This is a genomic window from Gallicola sp. Sow4_E12, from assembly GCF_052116305.1.
GTDB lineage: Bacteria > Bacillota > Clostridia > Tissierellales > Peptoniphilaceae > JBQKLI01.
On sequence record NZ_JBQKLI010000008.1, the window covers coordinates 1 to 16,634 of the forward strand.

16 protein-coding genes are annotated in these 16,634 nt (G+C 38.6%); 8 read left to right on the forward strand and 8 right to left on the reverse strand.

Annotation, left to right across the window (positions count from 1 at the left end; genetic code table 11):
- The coding region (locus ACTQ46_RS05480; RefSeq protein ID WP_441747914.1) for an integrase core domain-containing protein at positions 1–510 on the forward strand (510 nt) is incomplete at its 5' end.
- A 97-nt stretch (positions 511–607) separates the two neighbouring features.
- Positions 608–1,666 (forward strand): DNA polymerase IV, encoded by a 1,059-nt coding sequence (locus ACTQ46_RS05485; protein ID WP_441747915.1) that lies wholly within the window; start codon positions 608–610, stop codon positions 1,664–1,666.
- A 287-nt stretch (positions 1,667–1,953) separates the two neighbouring features.
- On the opposite strand, the gene ACTQ46_RS05490 is transcribed toward ACTQ46_RS05485, so the two are convergent.
- A complete protein-coding gene (locus ACTQ46_RS05490; RefSeq protein WP_441747916.1) occupies positions 1,954–2,526 on the reverse strand; it encodes an indolepyruvate oxidoreductase subunit beta in 573 nt (190 codons plus the stop codon).
- Entirely contained in the window at positions 2,516–4,297 is a 1,782-nt protein-coding gene (iorA, locus tag ACTQ46_RS05495) for an indolepyruvate ferredoxin oxidoreductase subunit alpha (RefSeq protein ID WP_441748041.1), read from the reverse strand. The genes ACTQ46_RS05490 and iorA overlap by 11 nt, the downstream gene beginning before the upstream one ends.
- Before the next feature lie 374 nt (positions 4,298–4,671).
- On the opposite strand from iorA, the gene ACTQ46_RS05500 reads away from it, so the two are divergent.
- The 3 genes from ACTQ46_RS05500 (at position 4,672) to ACTQ46_RS05510 (ending at position 7,552) form a co-directional block, all read left to right on the forward strand.
- Positions 4,672–5,118 carry a MarR family winged helix-turn-helix transcriptional regulator gene (locus ACTQ46_RS05500; RefSeq protein WP_441747917.1) on the forward strand — a complete coding sequence of 149 codons (447 nt, stop codon included), beginning with the start codon at positions 4,672–4,674 and terminating at the stop codon, positions 5,116–5,118.
- 24 nt (positions 5,119–5,142) lie between these two features.
- Positions 5,143–7,056 (forward strand): ATP-dependent zinc metalloprotease FtsH, encoded by a 1,914-nt coding sequence (gene ftsH / locus ACTQ46_RS05505; protein ID WP_441747918.1) that lies wholly within the window; start codon positions 5,143–5,145, stop codon positions 7,054–7,056.
- A gap of 67 nt (positions 7,057–7,123) precedes the next feature.
- Positions 7,124–7,552 carry a hypothetical protein gene (locus ACTQ46_RS05510; RefSeq protein ID WP_441747919.1) on the forward strand — a complete coding sequence of 143 codons (429 nt, stop codon included), beginning with the start codon at positions 7,124–7,126 and terminating at the stop codon, positions 7,550–7,552.
- Positions 7,553–7,837: 285 nt separating this feature from the next.
- Here the strand turns inward: ACTQ46_RS05510 and ACTQ46_RS05515 are convergent, their stop codons facing one another.
- From ACTQ46_RS05515 to ACTQ46_RS05530, 4 genes are all read right to left on the reverse strand, one after another.
- Positions 7,838–8,575, reverse strand: a complete 738-nt coding sequence (locus ACTQ46_RS05515; protein WP_441747920.1) for an ECF transporter S component — start codon at positions 8,573–8,575, stop codon at positions 7,838–7,840.
- Positions 8,556–9,521 (reverse strand): P1 family peptidase, encoded by a 966-nt coding sequence (locus tag ACTQ46_RS05520; RefSeq protein WP_441747921.1) that lies wholly within the window; start codon positions 9,519–9,521, stop codon positions 8,556–8,558. Before ACTQ46_RS05520 ends, ACTQ46_RS05515 begins: the two co-directional genes overlap by 20 nt.
- Before the next feature lie 68 nt (positions 9,522–9,589).
- Positions 9,590–10,342 carry an esterase family protein gene (locus ACTQ46_RS05525; protein WP_441747922.1) on the reverse strand — a complete coding sequence of 251 codons (753 nt, stop codon included), beginning with the start codon at positions 10,340–10,342 and terminating at the stop codon, positions 9,590–9,592.
- 9 nt (positions 10,343–10,351) lie between these two features.
- Positions 10,352–11,518: an ATP-grasp domain-containing protein gene (locus ACTQ46_RS05530; RefSeq protein ID WP_441747923.1), complete on the reverse strand. Its 1,167-nt coding sequence runs from the start codon at positions 11,516–11,518 to the stop codon at positions 10,352–10,354.
- 157 nt (positions 11,519–11,675) lie between these two features.
- Between ACTQ46_RS05530 and ACTQ46_RS05535 the strand changes: the two genes are divergently transcribed.
- On the forward strand, positions 11,676–11,993 hold the full coding sequence (locus ACTQ46_RS05535) for a PadR family transcriptional regulator (RefSeq protein WP_441747924.1): 318 nt from the start codon (positions 11,676–11,678) through the stop codon (positions 11,991–11,993).
- Positions 11,990–13,033, forward strand: coding sequence for a DUF4097 family beta strand repeat-containing protein (locus tag ACTQ46_RS05540; RefSeq protein ID WP_441747925.1), 1,044 nt, complete (start codon positions 11,990–11,992; stop codon positions 13,031–13,033). The genes ACTQ46_RS05535 and ACTQ46_RS05540 overlap by 4 nt, the downstream gene beginning before the upstream one ends.
- A 244-nt stretch (positions 13,034–13,277) precedes the next feature.
- Here ACTQ46_RS05540 and putP read toward each other — a convergent pair whose 3' ends face one another.
- Complete coding sequence (putP, locus tag ACTQ46_RS05545) at positions 13,278–14,849, reverse strand: sodium/proline symporter PutP (RefSeq protein WP_441747926.1); 1,572 nt, start codon at positions 14,847–14,849, stop codon at positions 13,278–13,280.
- Between the two features lie 479 nt (positions 14,850–15,328).
- Positions 15,329–16,111, reverse strand: a complete 783-nt coding sequence (locus ACTQ46_RS05550) for a LarC family nickel insertion protein (RefSeq protein ID WP_441747927.1) — start codon at positions 16,109–16,111, stop codon at positions 15,329–15,331.
- A 104-nt stretch (positions 16,112–16,215) separates the two neighbouring features.
- Here ACTQ46_RS05550 and ACTQ46_RS05555 point away from each other — a divergent pair, with 104 nt between their 5' ends.
- Positions 16,216–16,599 (forward strand): hypothetical protein, encoded by a 384-nt coding sequence (locus ACTQ46_RS05555; RefSeq protein WP_441747928.1) that lies wholly within the window; start codon positions 16,216–16,218, stop codon positions 16,597–16,599.
- The last annotated feature ends 35 nt before the right edge of the window (positions 16,600–16,634 follow it).

The following is a 16,634-nucleotide window of genomic DNA, read 5'->3' on the forward strand; positions in this document are numbered from 1 at the left end:
GTACTTCACGGAGATAACGGTTCGACTTTGAAAGGAAAAACTCTTAGTGTTCTGTTAACAGAGTTAGGTGTTTTAGAAAGCCATTCAAGACCTCGAGTGAGCAATGATAATTCTCATATAGAATCCTACTTCGGAACTGTAAAAACGCACTACAATTACCCTAAATACGGCTTTAAGAGTGTGAACTCTGCACAAGAATGGGTCAATGAATTTATAGAAACCTACAACAATGAACCTCACAAATCACTAGATCATGTAACGCCAAATCAAAGACATAAACTAGAAGATCGAGAGATAAAAAAGAAACGAAAAAAAGTATTAGAAGAATTTCAAAAGAAACATCCAGAACGATTTCCAAATGGAATTCGATCCTACACAATGGAAAGATCAGTGTGTTTAATTCCAATGGATGATAAAGATATTCAAGAGATTCTGCAAGAAAATGATGAGTTTAGATCTTACTATCAAATTCCTGCAAATGAACCTCTAGAATTAGTTGAAATATTGTAAAAGAAATCCGTCAACTACCTTGACACCCATCGCTTCCCTCTTTCACACTCCACACTCCTCTTTAGTCTTATGTTATACTCAAGTCAGGTGAGGTATTATGAAGGATTCTTTAAATTTTTTACATTTTGATTTGGATGCATTTTTTGCTTCCTGCGAGGAGCTGGAGCATCCAGAGCTGAAGGGTAACCCTATGGTTGTTGGGGGAAGAAGCCGTCGGGGGATTATTACTACAGCGAATTATGAAGCTAGGAAATACGGACTTCATTCTGCGATGCCGATTTTTCAGGCAAAAAGTCTTTGTCCCCATGTGATTATCGTTCCCACAAGACATCATTTTTACAGCAAAAAAAGCGCTGAGGTATTCGAGATTCTTTATAGATTTTCTCCTCGAATCGAGAAAATGTCTGTCGATGAAGGGGCTATGGATATTAGCGGTATTGATCTGGAACCTGAGGTTTTAGCCGAAAGGATTCAGGAAAGGGTGTATCGTGAAACGGGGCTTACTCTATCAATCGGAATCAGCTATAACAAGTTTTTAGCAAAGCTTGCCAGCGACTGGAATAAACCCAGCGGTGTGATGGTTATCACAAAAGAGATGATGCCGGAGTTTCTGCTGCCTCTTCCTGTGGGAAAAGTGGCAGGGGTAGGAAGAAAAACAGAGAAGAAGCTTCAGGGTATGGGAATTTACTTAGTGTCGGATTTAATGGAGATCCCTGGAGATACCTTGGTGTATCATTTTGGGAAACAAGGGCAGATAATGTATGACCGCATTCGGGGGATCGATCTTCGAAAGGTAGAGACAGACCGGGTAAGGAAGTCCTTAGGAATCGAGCGGACCTATGAAAAGGATCTTAATAACCGTGAAGAAATGAAAGAGATTTTGAAAACCTACTGCGCAGAGCTGGAAGAAGATTTAAAGAGACATCATGTTGTAGGAAAAACCGTATCTTTGAAGATCAAATACTATGATTTTACCGCCTTCACAAGAAATTTTACATTAATGGAGTATACCAGAGATGCGGAGGAGATCTATCAAAAAATAGAGTATTTATTTGACGGGCTCATGATTAAAAAACCGGTTCGCCTTATGGGCGTAACGATGAATCAGCTGCGGGATGACGATATCGAACAGCTTCGTTTTACTGATTTGTTTTGAGGGGAAATGAGAGGGAGCAGGTTGTAGGGAATAGGCAGTAGGGATTGAGAACTTTTGAGCCAAAGGCTCAAAAGTTTTCTTAATATCAAAAAACACAGAAAGAATCTGTTAGTAACATTTATGATTATAATCAAAGAGCTTTTGATTTTATTAAACACTCATAAAAGAGATTGTTTTCTAAAATGTAGAAAATAAGTGTTTTTCTTATTTTCGTCTATCCCTATCTCCTAATTCCTACAACCTATTTCCTTCTTTTACATAAAAAAACCAGCCGAAAGGCTGGTTTTTTACTCATAGTTATAGCCTAGATCAAAGGCTTTAAAGTTCATTTCGTGGAAACGTTCCGGGATATTTCTTTTCATAATATCTTTCCAGTCGATATCTTCCAGTTCCATTACTTTTACAAGCTGACCGAGCATAACGATATTTGTTGCTTTTTCCGAACCTGCTTTTTTGGCAAGGCCGGAGGCTTTTATAAGCATAACATTATCCGTATAATCGTACAGAATTTCGTCGAGATCTTTAGGATATTCGGCAAAACCGGAAAGGACAGGCATAGGTTCGATTTTTGTATCGTTGATAATAACATGGCCTTTTGGATTCAGCTTTGATAAATAGCGTACAGCTTCAAGTTTTTCAAATGAGATTAAAAGATCTGCATCTCCATCTTCGATAGAAGGGGAGTAGACTTTATCGCCGTAAACGATTTGAGTTGTAACGGATCCGCCTCTCTGAGCCATTCCATGAATCTCGCTCATTTTGACATCATACCCTTTTTCAGCAAATCCATAGCAAAGGATTTTCGATACTAGGATTGTTCCTTGACCGCCTACGCCGACTAGTAATATTTTATTTTCCATTATAGTCCTCCATCTGTTGAATTGCTCCTGTAGGGCAGACTTGGGAACAGATTGAACATCCGTTGCACTGTGTTTTATCAATAACGGATACACCTTTCATAGAAATAGCAGGGCATCCTACATCAAGGCAGTATTTGCAGGAGATACAAACCATAGGATCGACTTTGCATTTCAAATGTGCTCTTTGTTTCATGATATCTTTAATCAAAGCACATTCTCTTTTGGAAACAAGGACAAAGGGTCCTTCTGATTCGTAAGCGATACGAACGGCATTTTCAGTTGCTTTAAGATCATATGGATCAAATTCTACAATTCTATTTTCAGGAATTCCGCAGCCTTTGCAGACAGCTTTGATATCCACGACATTTGCAATCTCGCCTTTTAGATTTTTTCCGGTGCTTGGATTATCTTGATGGCCGGTCATAGCTGTAATAGAGTTGTCTAAGATGACAGCTACCATATTCGTATTGCTGTAAACCATATCGACAAGACCTGTAATTCCAGAATGGAAGAAGGTACTGTCTCCTACAAAACCAAATACTTTTTTGTTTGTGATTCCTGCGGCTTTAAAAGCTCTTTCAAATCCGATCCCTGCAGAGAAGCCTGCACCCATGCAGATAACCGTATCTCCGATCGATAAGGGAGGTGCCATACCTAATGTATAACAGCCGATATCCGATGTCGAAACGATAGAATCTTTGTATTTCGAAATCTCATAGAAGATTCCTCTATGAGGGCATCCAGGACAAAGGCTTGGGGGCCTGTTTGGAATGTCTTGTTCGGATTCTTTTGGAGTTTTAAGATCTTCTGTTTTTCCATAGACTGCATCTTGAATGATTTGAGGATTTAATTCTCCGCAGATAGGGAAAATTTCTTTTCCGATACATTCAATGCCCATTGCTTTTGCAAATTCTTCCATATAAGGTTCGTTTTCTTCAACAATGTAAAGTGTGTCTACATTTTCAGAGAACTCTTTAAATAATTTGTCTGGAAGAGGATAAGAAAAGCCTACTTTCAAATAAGAAGCATTTTCTCCAAATACAGAGCGAGCGTGGTTATAAGCCATTCCATTGGTAATAACGCCTATTTTTTTATCATTATATTCTATTCTGTTTAAGAAAGTATTGTTAGAATACTCTCTCATAGCAGGAATTCTTTCGGTTTCCATTTCCACATGTTTCGGGCGGGAGTTTGCAGGAACCATTATGTATTTTTTAATATCTTTTTCGTACTCTTTGTAAGGAGCTTCTATTCGGTCTTTGAATTCTACTAGAGATTTCGAATGGGAGACTCGTGTGGTTAATCTTAAGATAACGACTGTGTCGAATTTTTCCGAGATTTCAAAAGCTTCTTTCATATAATCGATACACTCTTGAGAATCTGCAGGTTCAACTAAAGCTACTTTGGCATGTTTCGCATAATACCGGTTGTCTTGTTCGTTTTGAGAAGAGGGCATACCGGGTTCATCGGCTACTACAATTACTAGACCGGCATTCACCCCTTCGTAAGCGATGGTGAACAGCGGATCTGCCGCTACATTCAGTCCTACATGCTTCATGGTACACATAGAACGCACTCCGCCGATGGCGCTTCCGCAAACTTCTTCCAGTGCTACTTTCTCGTTCGGAGCCCAGTCGGCCCTGATTTCAGGATATCTTTTTCCGATACTTTCTAAAATTTCTGTACTGGGTGTTCCAGGATATCCGCTTGCTATTACTACTCCGGCCTCATAGGCCCCTCTGGCAATTCCCTCGTTGCCAGTTAATATCATTTTCAAATGAAATCACCTCTATTACTTTCATTGTTTTATATAAAAAAACTAGTATATCTAATTAGTACGATTTAATAATTATATCAAATACCCCCGTCCTTTACAATTATAAAGCGGCAAAGGATAAGTTTTTTTTATTTGTTAAATGAAAGAAAAGTAATTGTTATCAGAATATTAAGAAAAATTAAGGGTATTAATAAAATATTTATAGGAAGAGTAGCTATATAAGAGAGAGAATATCTTTTTTAACTCCTATAAAATGGGTATTAATAGTAAAACCGGAAATATTTTATGGATATTCAGGAAGATACATAATTTCTTGACAAATATCTAATAAAATAATATAGGACGGTAAAAATTTGGGGGGAAAACAAATGTCATTACGATTAATTAACACAGAAACATCACAATTGATTCGAGAGGTGTCGAGAAAACTGGATTCAATTCTTTTTCCGATTTCGGATAATAACAACTTAACCATTATGAAAATGAAAGTGCTGATGGAAGTCAGCAAGCAGGGAAGAGTTAATATTGGAGAGATAGGCCAGTCTTTAAGCGTAGCTGGAGGAAATATCTCGAATATGTGTAAAAACTTGGAAAATGAAGGTTATCTAGTTCGGGAAAGAAGTCAAGACGATGAGCGGGTAGTCGAGGTCAGCTTGACCGATAAAGGGGAAAAAGTACTAGATCAAGTTCGCACTCAAATCAATGATAAGTATCATCCTTATGATGCGAATATTACAGATAACGAATACAAGTCTATTGTGGATTCTTTAAGAAGTTTAAATAAACATTTAGATAATTTACTAGAATACAAATAGATTGTTTTTTTAGAAGGGAACAAGATGAGCGATAATAAAGATCCAAAAAAAACACCGGGTCCCTTGGGCCCGAAAAATCCAAGGATAATGACCTATATTATTACGATTGTAATATGGGCTTTGTTTTCAAGTATACTTCTTCCGAATATTGCAGAAAGAAGTATTGAAAAAGTACCTTATAATCAGTTTATCTCCATGGTGGATAAGGGCGAGGTTGAAAAAGTACAGATCGATGATAAAGTAGTAAGCTTTAACAAAACAGGAGAAGCTGAAGATCAAATTTATCAAACCGGTCGCGTTCAAGACGATACTTTAACGCAAAGGCTAATTGATAAAGGAGTTACTTTTGAACGAATCGTTCCAAGAGAATTTTCTCCGATCATCACCTTTTTACTGCAGTTTATCCTGCCTATGGTATTAATATTCGGGCTGTTGAGTTTATTATCGAAAAGTATGATAAAAAAAATGGGTTCCGGTTCCATGAATTTTGGAAAGAGCAATGCGAAAATTTATGTAGAGACGGAAAACAGCAAGACTTTTGGGGATGTAGCAGGACAAACAGAAGCAAAAGAGGATCTATTGGAAATTGTTAATTTTCTTCATGATCCAGGGAAATATACTCAAATCGGAGCAGTACTTCCAAAGGGAGTTCTTTTAGTCGGACCTCCAGGAACAGGAAAGACACTTTTAGCCAGAGCCGTAGCCGGCGAGGCTAAAGTTCCATTCTTCTCGATTTCCGGTTCAGAATTTGTTGAAATGTTTGTAGGAATGGGAGCTTCTAAGGTTAGAGATCTTTTTAAGCAGGCAAAAGAGAAAGCTCCATGTATTATATTCATTGATGAAATTGATGCGATTGGAAAAAGAAGAGATGTGTCCGGATTCAGCTCCAACGATGAACGGGAACAGACATTAAATCAGCTTTTAAGTGAAATGGACGGTTTTGACGGCAATGAAGGTATTGTTATTTTAGCTGCAACGAATAGACCGGAAATTCTAGATCCTGCACTAACAAGACCGGGCCGTTTCGACCGAAGAGTTCCTGTAGAATTGTCGGATCTTAAAGGCAGAGAAGAAATTCTAAAGGTACATGCGAAAAAAGTAAAAACAGAAGAGGCTATAAATTACCGAGATATAGCACTTTTAACTGCAGGGGCAAGCGGTGCGCAGCTGGCCAATATTATCAATGAAGCAGCACTTCGAGCTGTGAAAAACGGTAGAGACAAAGTATCCCAAGAAGATTTGCAAGAGTCGGTAGAAGTGGTTATTGCTGGGCAGCAGAAAAAAGGCATGGTTATTTCTCCGAAAGAAAAAGAACTGATCGCATATCATGAAGTAGGCCATGCACTGGTAGCGGCGATGCAGACCCATTCTGCTCCCGTAACGAAGATTACTATTATTCCAAGAACCAGCGGTGCCTTGGGGTATACGATGCAGGTAGATCAGGAAGAAAAATTCTTGATGAGCAAAGAAGAAATTTTCAACAAAATAGTAACAACTACCGGAGGAAGAGCAGCGGAGGAAGTTGTTTTCAATACGAAAACGACAGGTGCTTCCAATGATATCGAGCAGATTACAAAAATGGCACGAGCCATGGTTACACAATACGGGATGAGCGATGAATTTGGAATGGTACAGTTAGAGTCCGGCCAAAGCAAATATATGGGCGGCGGTACGAATTCTATGGCTTCACAGCGAAAAGCTTCTGAAATCGATGATGAAGTGGAAGGAATCATTAAGTCAGCCCATGAAAAGGCGAAAAAGATTTTAGAAGACAATATCGACAAGCTCCATGAGATCTCGAAATTCTTAATCCAAGAAGAAACGATCACTGGAGAACAATTTATGAACATTCTAGATCTTGAAGATACGGATAATTCAGAAGAAGTTCATGCAAATTCAGAGATTGAGAAAGACAATATAGCAATAAAAGAAGATTAAAAAAGGCAGGTTTAACCTGTCTTTTCGCTTATAAAATATAAATATGGGTTGGATAAGGGGATGTAAAATGAGAAAAAAGATTATCCTTAGTATTGCTTTTGCAGTGATACTTGCGGTAGCTGTGTTTATGATTTTGGAATGGAGGAAGACGGATTATCAGAAAATTGTAGATCATTTTAATAAAGAATCTGTGGAAGAAATCAATAAAAGAATCGAAGACAAGGATTCTTTTATTATTTATATTGGTTCAGAAGAATGTCCTTATTGTGTAGAATTTGTAAAATTATTAGGAAATAAATACAAAGAAAAGAAATTTGAAATGACTTATTTGGATGAAAAAAAGGGAGATACTCTAGAAAATATTCAAGCATTTAGAGAACAATACGGTATAGGATTTATACCCAGGGTGCTTGTGGTAAAAGAGGGAATAGTATCGGCTCCAGAAACTCCCGAAAATCAAGAAGAAGTCAATCGATTCATTGATGAAAATTTCTGAAATAAGAAATCATTTAAAAAATGTGAAGTGTGAAAGAGGGGAGAGGGGAGTTGTGGACGAAAATAAGAAGAATGCTTATTTTCTACGTTTGAAAAAGCAAGTTTTTTTGCTGTTTAAATATCAGTATATATTACTCAAGAATTATGAAAGTGAATTCTGATAAAAATAAATGTAAAGCTTTGCAGCTCTTCTACAGTAGTAAAACTCAAAAACCAGCCGAAAGGCTGGTTTTTAATTCTTTGCCAGGTTGTGAAGGGATCCTGCCTGGGCTGCTATGCAGACCGCCTATTTCTTCCACTTCTCATAAGCGGCAGCAATCGGCGGGATAATAATTGTTGCTACGACCATTTCCGGGATGCCGTTTGTAATTCCGATCGCTGTCAGTGCGGATAAAGCGGATTCGGCAGGCTGTCCGATGGCTTCCATATATCGTGCTCCGTAGAAAAGGTATATAGAACCAAGGACCATTACCGTATGGGCAAGGCTTGTAAACATTGTAGTAAACAGCACTTCTGGATTTTGATCTTTCAGTTTTACATTCCAAACCAAAAGAATGACAGAAGCGATTAATAAAAGAATGGTTGTTAGGATTCCTGCATCCTTTTGAACAGCGTCCCATAGACGATAGATTAGGAATAGAATCATAATTGCCCAGATTGCAATGGAAATATATTTAGAGAAGGGCTTCTTTCTCTTTTTAAAATAAAGATAAAGATATCCTGCGATAACGCCTAAAAGGATCCGAGGCAGTACAGAAACTAAAGGATTCCAGAAAACAAAGGATGTTATTGTGGGGCGCATGTAGGCGTTTGCAAGGCTGTAGAGTCCAAATATCAGTCCTACGGCTCCTCCAACAAAGGGGCCGCTGGTGATTCCAGCTAAAAGAACCGGAATATGCATAGTTGTAGCATTGATTACGCCGATGGGAATAAGTCCGAGGGGCGTAAGGCCTAATACGATACAAATCCCGCCTAAAAACCCGATGGTTGTCAATTGTCTAATATTATTTTTCATTTTTTTCATTGATTCCTTTCCACGCAGGAATGCCCATGAGAGGCTCCGCTGCATATATTGAATTTTCTATAGCTCTCATCATTACAATAGAGGCTAAACTCCCTGTCTGGTTCAGATCGGCTTTTACAGTACCGGTAGAAACAGCAAAGATCGTATCGCCGTCGTTCATAGTATGTACAGGACGGATACTTCTAGCATAGCCGTCGTGGGCCATTTGTGCAATCTTATTGAGTTCGGTTTTTGAAAAACTGCCATTGGTTCCAATGACTCCGATGGTAGTATTTGAAGGAGCAGAAGATGGCGGGGATTTTTCTAAAAGTTTTAAAGTAGGGATCAGTTTCATAGAGCTGCGGTCGTATACGCCTGCGATCTGATTATTTTTTTCGTCATAAATATCGCCGAAGCTGTTTGTGACAACGACAGCTCCGATCCATAGATCGCCTATTTTCATAGAAGCCTGTCCTAAACCGGCTTTCATTGCTGAATCGAAACCTAGATATTTGCCTACTGTTGCCCCTGTTCCGGCACCTATATTTCCTTGAGAAGTATCTATTGTCTTAGCAGCAGCGGCTGATTCGTATCCCAGCCGGGCATCGGGAAGATGGTCAAAGTCTAATACAGCAAGGTCAAAAATAACAGCAGCGGTTACGATGGGAATTTTACACATGCCCATATCAAATCCAATAGACTGTTCCCGCAAGTATTTCATTACACCGGTTGCACAATCAAGTCCAAATGCAGAACCGCCGGAAAAAGAAATTCCATGAACTTTTTGAACGAGGTTTTCAGAACGCAGAAGATCTGTTTCACGGGTTCCGGGAGCGGATCCTCTTACGTCTACTCCGCAGGCAGCGCCTTCGGGAAAAAGAAGAGTTGTGGTTCCAGATGTCTTGATATCGTTTTCTGCATGTCCTACCAATATATTTCCAATGTCTGTAATTGATCCTGTATGCATTCTATTTCCTTTCGAAAAAGAAGGATAAGAAATTTTCCTCAGAAAGTTTCTTTATCCTTCTTTTATTTTTATAATTTGCCTTGATCTTTTAAAGCACCTAGATAATAAGGCAGCTGAATTTTCCACCATGGCCAGTCGTGATCCACATCATAACCCCAGTAATCTACCCAAGCAGGGATGTTTTTCATTTCAAAGGCTTCTTTCATTTTGCCTGTATCCTTTAAAGTATCTTCTTCCCAGCGTCCCTGACCGGTAACGATAATAATATCTCCTTTTCGATAATGATCGATAAACCAGCCGTCGTTTTGATTCCAAATATAGTCTACTGGAGAATGTTCGTAAATATTAAAGTCGTTTCCATAATCTCCTACGAATATACGAGCATCATAAACGCCGCTCATAGCGATTACCGTATCAAATGCGTCTGGATGGCGTAGGAAGATATTTAATGCGTGATACGCTCCCATACTGCAGCCTGTAGCGATAAATCCGCCGTCGTAGTTGTATTCGGATTTAATAGAGCTGATAAGTTCGTTTATAATATAGCGGTAATAATCGCTTTGTCTAACGGCACGATCATGGGGGATCATCCAGTCTGCAAGAAAAGCATCTTTATCTACAGAGTCCGGAGTGAAAACCTGAACAAGCCCTTGGTCGATAAACCAAGAGATGGCATCTATCATGCCGAAATCTTCGAATTCATGAAAACTTCCGCCGGAGGAAGGAAATACTATAATAGGTTTTCCCCAGTGACCGTAGCGTTTGTAAGTCATGTCTCTTTGAAGATGGTGGGAATAAAAAGTATGTTGTTCAATATTCATAGCTGCTCCTTAATTTTCTTGCCAGATTTCAGAAATGATATGATCCATCTCTGCTCTTTCCGGTGTTCTTAAAATAAAACCTACATCTCCCATGATTTGAGAAAAGATTCCAGGGATGGATTCTATGCTCATAATCTGCTCAGAGTAGCGGTCTTTAATTTGTTCTTCTGTATAGGTGTAGTTTCTGAAAGATTTTCGGCTTACATAACAGCAGAAATACGGTCTCTCTATAGTTGAACTAAAGTGCTGGTCCACAACTACATTTGCGTATTCCCGGTAGATGTCAAAATCATTGGCGTAATTCCACATTTCTGGAGTATTTCCTCCAGGAAGTCTGCAGTTGAGTTCCAAAGCCATCAAGCTTTGATCATCGCTTTTTCTGAAAAACTCGATATGGAAAAACCGTTCCCTTATATCAAAAGCTTTTACGCATTGGCATCCATAATCCTTTAAGTCTTCTTCAATATCTCTCGGGACATAGTAATACATATCCGTGTCTAGATGGGCAATTTCGATAACAGGGCGGTCATATTTCAAACAGCAGTCGAAAACAATATTTCCCTCTTTGTCTGCTAAGCCGTCATAAGTCACGATTGCTCCGTCGATAAATTCTTCCATGATGTATTCGATATGGGATACTTTTATAGAGAAGAAATGTTCGAGTTCTTCTTTGTTTCGAATTTTATAAGTATCGGAAGCGCCGACACCTTCATTTGGCTTAATACAGACGGGATAGTTTAATTCTGCTATAAGGCTTAAAGCGTCATCGTAACTTGTAAATACGCGGCCTTTAGCTACAGGGATACCACAGGAGCGGAATACTTCTTTCATTCCAGATTTTTTTTGGATTTTATCCATATCGCAGCTTTTATAGCCGAAGACATTGAAGTCGGTTCGGATTCGAGCGTCTAATGATAGCCAATATTCGTTATGGGATTCTACACGGTCGATCTTTCCGTATTTATGGGTGAAGTATCCGCAGGCGCGAAGTACTTCTTCGTAATTTTCTAGATTATCTACTTTATAATATTCTGTCAAACTGCTCTTTAAACGGGGGCTTAGACTATCATAAGATTCGTCTGCTATACCTAAAACATTTACACCTTTTTCCTTTAAGTGAACAGCAAAGTTTTCAAAGATATAAGGGAAATGAGGGGATATGAAAATATAATTCATGATGGGGCTCCTTCTTCTAATGCGTTAATGGATTTGTCTATATTGAGTATATTCTATCATTTAAGGAAAAGCTTGTAAATATAAAGGTTTTTATGGAAATGAAATTCATGACTTCAGCTATTTTGATGATATACTATATATATTAAGGAGGTAGAAGATGAATCCTCAATTTAAAAAAGGTATTTTAGAGCTGTGTGTTCTGCACATACTGCTGCAGGAGGACAGTTACGGTTATGACATAATCGACCAGCTTTCAGCAAATATCGATATATCAGAAGGAACGATTTATCCGATGCTGAGGCGTTTTCAGAAGGAAAAAAGAGTAAAAACCTATTTGCGAGAATCCTCCAGCGGTCCCCCAAGGAAATATTATTCCATTACAGAGGAAGGGAAAAAATATTATGAAGAATCCGTTCGGGAATGGGAAGAACTTATTCTGTCTGTAGAAAGAATTATGAAAGGAAAGGAAGAATGAAGCAAACAGAGTATCTAGATTTGATGGACTATTATTTTAGAAATGCGGACCCTTTAGTCTATGAAGAAATTAAGAAAGACTTTGAAGATCATTTTAGGCAAGGAATAGAAGATGGAAAAAAGGAAGAAGAGATTGCCCATGAACTGGGAGATCCGAAAGAAATTTTTCTAGAGTACAAAGAAGAGGGGATTATTGAAGAGAATGCCCGATTTGATTTTAGTATATTTGGCACAATATTCGATGAGATAGGCGAAAAATTCAGCAAAAAGAAAAAAAGAAACGAACTTCAAAACTACAGCCGAAATATTCCAGAACAAGTTCATAGAATTGAAATTGCTTCAGAAGGCTATGATATAAAGATTCGAAATCATAAAGAGAATTCTATCAGCATTCATTATATTTCAGAAAAAAGCGGAGATCTTCCGATACAGACAAAAGGTTCGCTGCTGAAAATTGGTTCCTTAGAGCCGAATCACCTTTTAAACCCTTCAGAAGCTCCCTATGTAAAAAAAGCTGAAATATGGATACCCGAGGGGAATGACATGGGTATTAATATTTGGAGTCTTTCGGGAAATTCAGACATCGATGTGTTAAATAATGATATTACCCTTCGAGTTGGAAAAGGAGAAATCCTCTTAAGATCCAAAGGCAGATCCGCTGTTATCGATGCGGCTTTAGCGAATGTAAAGGTGAGAGGGGATCAAAAGGAAATCTATATTAAAACAGCAGCCGGAAACATCGATGTAAATTCCAGAACGGCTGAAATGGATATCAATACGATTTCAGGAAAGGTTCAGGTAAGAATGCTGAAAAGCAGAGAACTTAAAATCCGTTCTATAAGCAGCGATATTCGTTTGCAGATGGCTGAACTGGAAGGGAAAGTGAAGGCTTCTTCTATGAGCGGAGAAATATGTATCGATAAAGGCATATCAGATGATGTTAAAAAATATGGGAAATCTATAGAAGAAAAATGGAGCGAAGAACATCGTTCGATTCATATGAGTTCTGTATCTGGAAATATAAGTGTAGAGAAGTTGTAGGGGGAAGAGGCGGGATTGCTGATGGGCCCAGGCAGGATGCCTTCGGCACCTAGGCTATAGCGGCACACCTGCGGTGGCCAGGGAGAGATAGGGAAAGACAGGGGAAGATAGGAAGTAGGTTATAGGGATGGTGGAAAATGCAAGGCATTTTCTTCATATAAAAAGGCGTCGTTAGACGTTTCCCGGGTTTCTATTAATATCTAGTTAAAAGATAAAAATGCAGGAGCACACGCTCCTGCATTTTTTAATTTAATTGATTTAGTTTGTTTAATTCCTTCATCGCAGTATCATAATCCTCTTGAACTCTAGGATCTGTTTTTGTCATTTTAGAAACAACAACGATAAAAATGCATGAAATCAGAAAAGCTGGAAGCAGCTCATAGATATTGAGTATGCCGCCCATTGGTTTTAACAGCAGCTTCCAGATAAAAACCATAACGCCGCCGCTTACCATACCTGCGATAGCACCTTCTTTCGTCGTATTTCTCCAGAATAAAGAGAACAGCATTAAAGGACCGAATGTTGCTCCGAATCCTGCCCAGGCAAAGGATACGATTTGGAAAATCACAGACTCTTCATCCAAGGCTAAGAATATAGCTACAAGGGAAATTAGAAGAAGTGTGATTTTAGAGATTCTCATAACCTGATGATCTTCTGCTTTTTTATCGAAGATTCCTTGATAAAGATTCTTCGCTACAGCAGAAGAAGCGATTAAAAGATAAGAGTCCGATGAACTAATTGTAGCAGCCAAAATTCCTGCCATCATAATTCCTGCAAGGAATGGAGGCATTAGTCTGCTGGACATTAAGATAAATACACTTTCCGAAGCCGAAGCTGTCAATAATTCAGTAGGATATAAAGCACGGCCTGTCATACCGATAAGTACCGCTGCTCCTAAAGAAATAATGACCCATGTTGTAGCTGTTCTTCTCGAAATCTTAATCTCTTGAGGATCCCGTATTGCCATAAAACGAAGCAGTACTTGAGGCACGCCGAAATAGCCCAGACCCCAAGATAATGTAGAAAGAATCGTGATGATCCCATAATCAGCAGGCTCTGCAGAAAAGACCGGCAGATTGTTTGCGACTTGCTGAGTCCCATCGACAAGGACAGGATCACCAATACCGACAAACTCTAAGAAGCCTGGAAATTGTTTTAGATTTTCCAGTACTGGACTAAGCCCTCCGGCAGCGTAAATTCCTACGCCGAGTACCGCGATTAATGCGATAAACATTACGATCGACTGCATAAAGTCGGATACGGATTCAGCTAAGAATCCTCCGATATAAGTATAAACGATAACAAATACAGCCCCTGCAATCATCATAATCGTATAGTCGAAATCAAATAAAGTGTTAAAAAGTTTCCCTACTGTTACGAAACAGCTGGATGCATAGACTGTAAAGAAAATTAGAATAAATAATGCTGCAATTCCCATGATTGTTTTGTTTTCTTCTCGGAAACGGTTAGAGAAAAAGTCTGGAACGGTTATACTGTTTCCCGCAACATGGGAATAGACACGAAGTCGTTTAGCTACAATAAGCCAGTTTATGTAGGTTCCCACACCAAGTCCTAGGGCTGTCCAAAAGGCGTCTGTAATACCTGTAAAATAAGCAACTCCAGGAAGACCCATTAAGATCCATCCGCTCATATCCGATGCTTCTGCACTCATGGCTGTTACATAAGGACCTAAAGACCGACCCCCTAAAAAATAATTATCCGTACTTTCATTAGACTTCTTCGCATAATAAAGTCCTATACCGATAATGATTGCCATATAACAAATCATGGCAAGCGATACTAAAAAATTATCCAATATTTCCCCTCCTAAAAAATCATAATAAATTTATTATATCGAAAGATCGTGATGGTGGCTAGTGCAGATAAAAGAAAGAGGGGTGAAAGGAAGAGATCAAAGAAAGTGTGAAAGAGGGGAGAGGGGAGTTGTAGAAGAAACATGGGGCGTGTTTCTTTTTTAGTAATGAAAATCTAGTTCTAGATTATCATCAGACATCGAAGATGATTATTCTATCAGACTAAAGCGAAAGTAGCGGGGATTTTACTCAGCTTAAAAAATTTATTAAAAACAAAATCTGTATTTAGGCTGTTTTTAGCAACATTCATAAAATTTGTATACACAAATTCGCGAAAAAAGAAAAGCGTTGAATTTCAGCTTTTCTAACACTCTTTCTTTTGTTCCATTGCGTAGAAGCAGCAGAACGGCTAACGACACCTTTTTTATATGAAGAAAATGCTCTGCATTTTCCACCATCCCTACTCCCTAAAACCTACAATCTATTTCCTATCTTTTCCCTCACATACAAACTTGTTTTTCGATTGGAGTTGGGTTCCTTCGATGACCCGAAGAACATTTGGTATAGCAAAATCGGAACTGCCGCATCCGTAGCCGATATTTTTCACTTCGAAATTCATGGGGCAAAACTCGTCTACCAGCTGAGCTAAAATGCAGGCTCCTGTAATTGTTACAAGCTGGCCTCGGATGTCGGTAGAATGGATGGGGATGTTTCGGCTTTTGAAAATTTCTAAAACAACAGGATCCGGGATGATTCTTGTACCATGGCGGCTTTTAAAGTGGCCTGTTCCAACATGTACAGCAGATGCTTGTATTTTTTTAGGAGAAAGGCTTTCTACAGCGGTGCAGGCGCCGACGATGTCGATATAGGTATCGATTAATTCGACAGAATTAAAATGGATCTTGTCTTTCGATGTATTGAATATTTTTGTTTTAGCGGCGATGTTTTTTTCGAAGGCCTCTATGGAATTTTGCTTTACGAAAGGAGATAATTCCGATTCCATTAGGACACGGAAAATGTCCTTCGGAAAAGTCTGCTCTGTTCTTTTCTTCGGAGAAAAATATTCCCAGTCAATATTTACATCTAAAAAAGTACAGGAGATTCCTTTTTTTACGGCAGGAGCGATTTCGATTGTATATCCTTCCAAAGGAAGTTTCGCAAGTTCTTTTTTTAGGACATTAATATCAAATCCTAGATCGATCAAAGCGCCTAGGAACATATTTCCGCTAATTCCTGATAGAGTGTCTAAATATAAAATATCCATGATTATCCTCCCTCAAATAATAAGGAAAGACTATCATAAAATAATACCCAAAACAATGGCGGGTTTCGTTATAATAGAGGGAAGGGATTTATAAGGAGAAAAAGATGACAATAGATAATTTATTTCAAAAGACAAATGAGCGGGTGAAAAACAAAGAGGGAATAGAGTATTGGACAAAAGAACATTCGATTCATATTGTTAACGACGATGTTTTTCAAAAATTTATAAAAGAGAAGGATGACAATGCGCTTAAAATTGTCCAAGAAATTAAAAGGTACTTTCGGCACAAACAGAAAAAAGAGTTGAAGATTCCCGATACTTCTCTCGTGGTAGAAATCTATGCTCACATTATCCCGGATAAAATAGCAGACTACCTGCCGGGAGCTATAGGGGATATTGTCCAAGGCCGCACAGAAATTATAGACTGCGGAGAAGAAGGACATGATCAAGACCGGTTTTTATGGGATAAGATTGCGGAATTTTTATAAATTAGCGGGATAATTGATTTTGTCATGAGATATTT

Excerpts from the sequence above, each read along its gene's own strand:
- ACTQ46_RS05485 (WP_441747915.1), top strand. The coding sequence starts at position 608 with ATGAAGGATTCTTTAAATTTTTTACATTTTGATTTGGATGCATTTTTT.
- ACTQ46_RS05490 (WP_441747916.1), bottom strand. The coding sequence starts at position 2,526 with ATGGAAAATAAAATATTACTAGTCGGCGTAGGCGGTCAAGGAACAATC.
- iorA (WP_441748041.1), bottom strand. The coding sequence starts at position 4,297 with ATGATATTAACTGGCAACGAGGGAATTGCCAGAGGGGCCTATGAGGCC.
- ACTQ46_RS05500 (WP_441747917.1), top strand. The coding sequence starts at position 4,672 with ATGTCATTACGATTAATTAACACAGAAACATCACAATTGATTCGAGAG.
- ftsH (WP_441747918.1), top strand. The coding sequence starts at position 5,143 with ATGAGCGATAATAAAGATCCAAAAAAAACACCGGGTCCCTTGGGCCCG.
- ACTQ46_RS05510 (WP_441747919.1), top strand. The coding sequence starts at position 7,124 with ATGAGAAAAAAGATTATCCTTAGTATTGCTTTTGCAGTGATACTTGCG.
- ACTQ46_RS05515 (WP_441747920.1), bottom strand. The coding sequence starts at position 8,575 with ATGAAAAAAATGAAAAATAATATTAGACAATTGACAACCATCGGGTTT.
- ACTQ46_RS05520 (WP_441747921.1), bottom strand. The coding sequence starts at position 9,521 with ATGCATACAGGATCAATTACAGACATTGGAAATATATTGGTAGGACAT.
- ACTQ46_RS05525 (WP_441747922.1), bottom strand. The coding sequence starts at position 10,342 with ATGAATATTGAACAACATACTTTTTATTCCCACCATCTTCAAAGAGAC.
- ACTQ46_RS05530 (WP_441747923.1), bottom strand. The coding sequence starts at position 11,518 with ATGAATTATATTTTCATATCCCCTCATTTCCCTTATATCTTTGAAAAC.
- ACTQ46_RS05535 (WP_441747924.1), top strand. The coding sequence starts at position 11,676 with ATGAATCCTCAATTTAAAAAAGGTATTTTAGAGCTGTGTGTTCTGCAC.
- ACTQ46_RS05540 (WP_441747925.1), top strand. The coding sequence starts at position 11,990 with ATGAAGCAAACAGAGTATCTAGATTTGATGGACTATTATTTTAGAAAT.
- ACTQ46_RS05550 (WP_441747927.1), bottom strand. The coding sequence starts at position 16,111 with ATGGATATTTTATATTTAGACACTCTATCAGGAATTAGCGGAAATATG.
- ACTQ46_RS05555 (WP_441747928.1), top strand. The coding sequence starts at position 16,216 with ATGACAATAGATAATTTATTTCAAAAGACAAATGAGCGGGTGAAAAAC.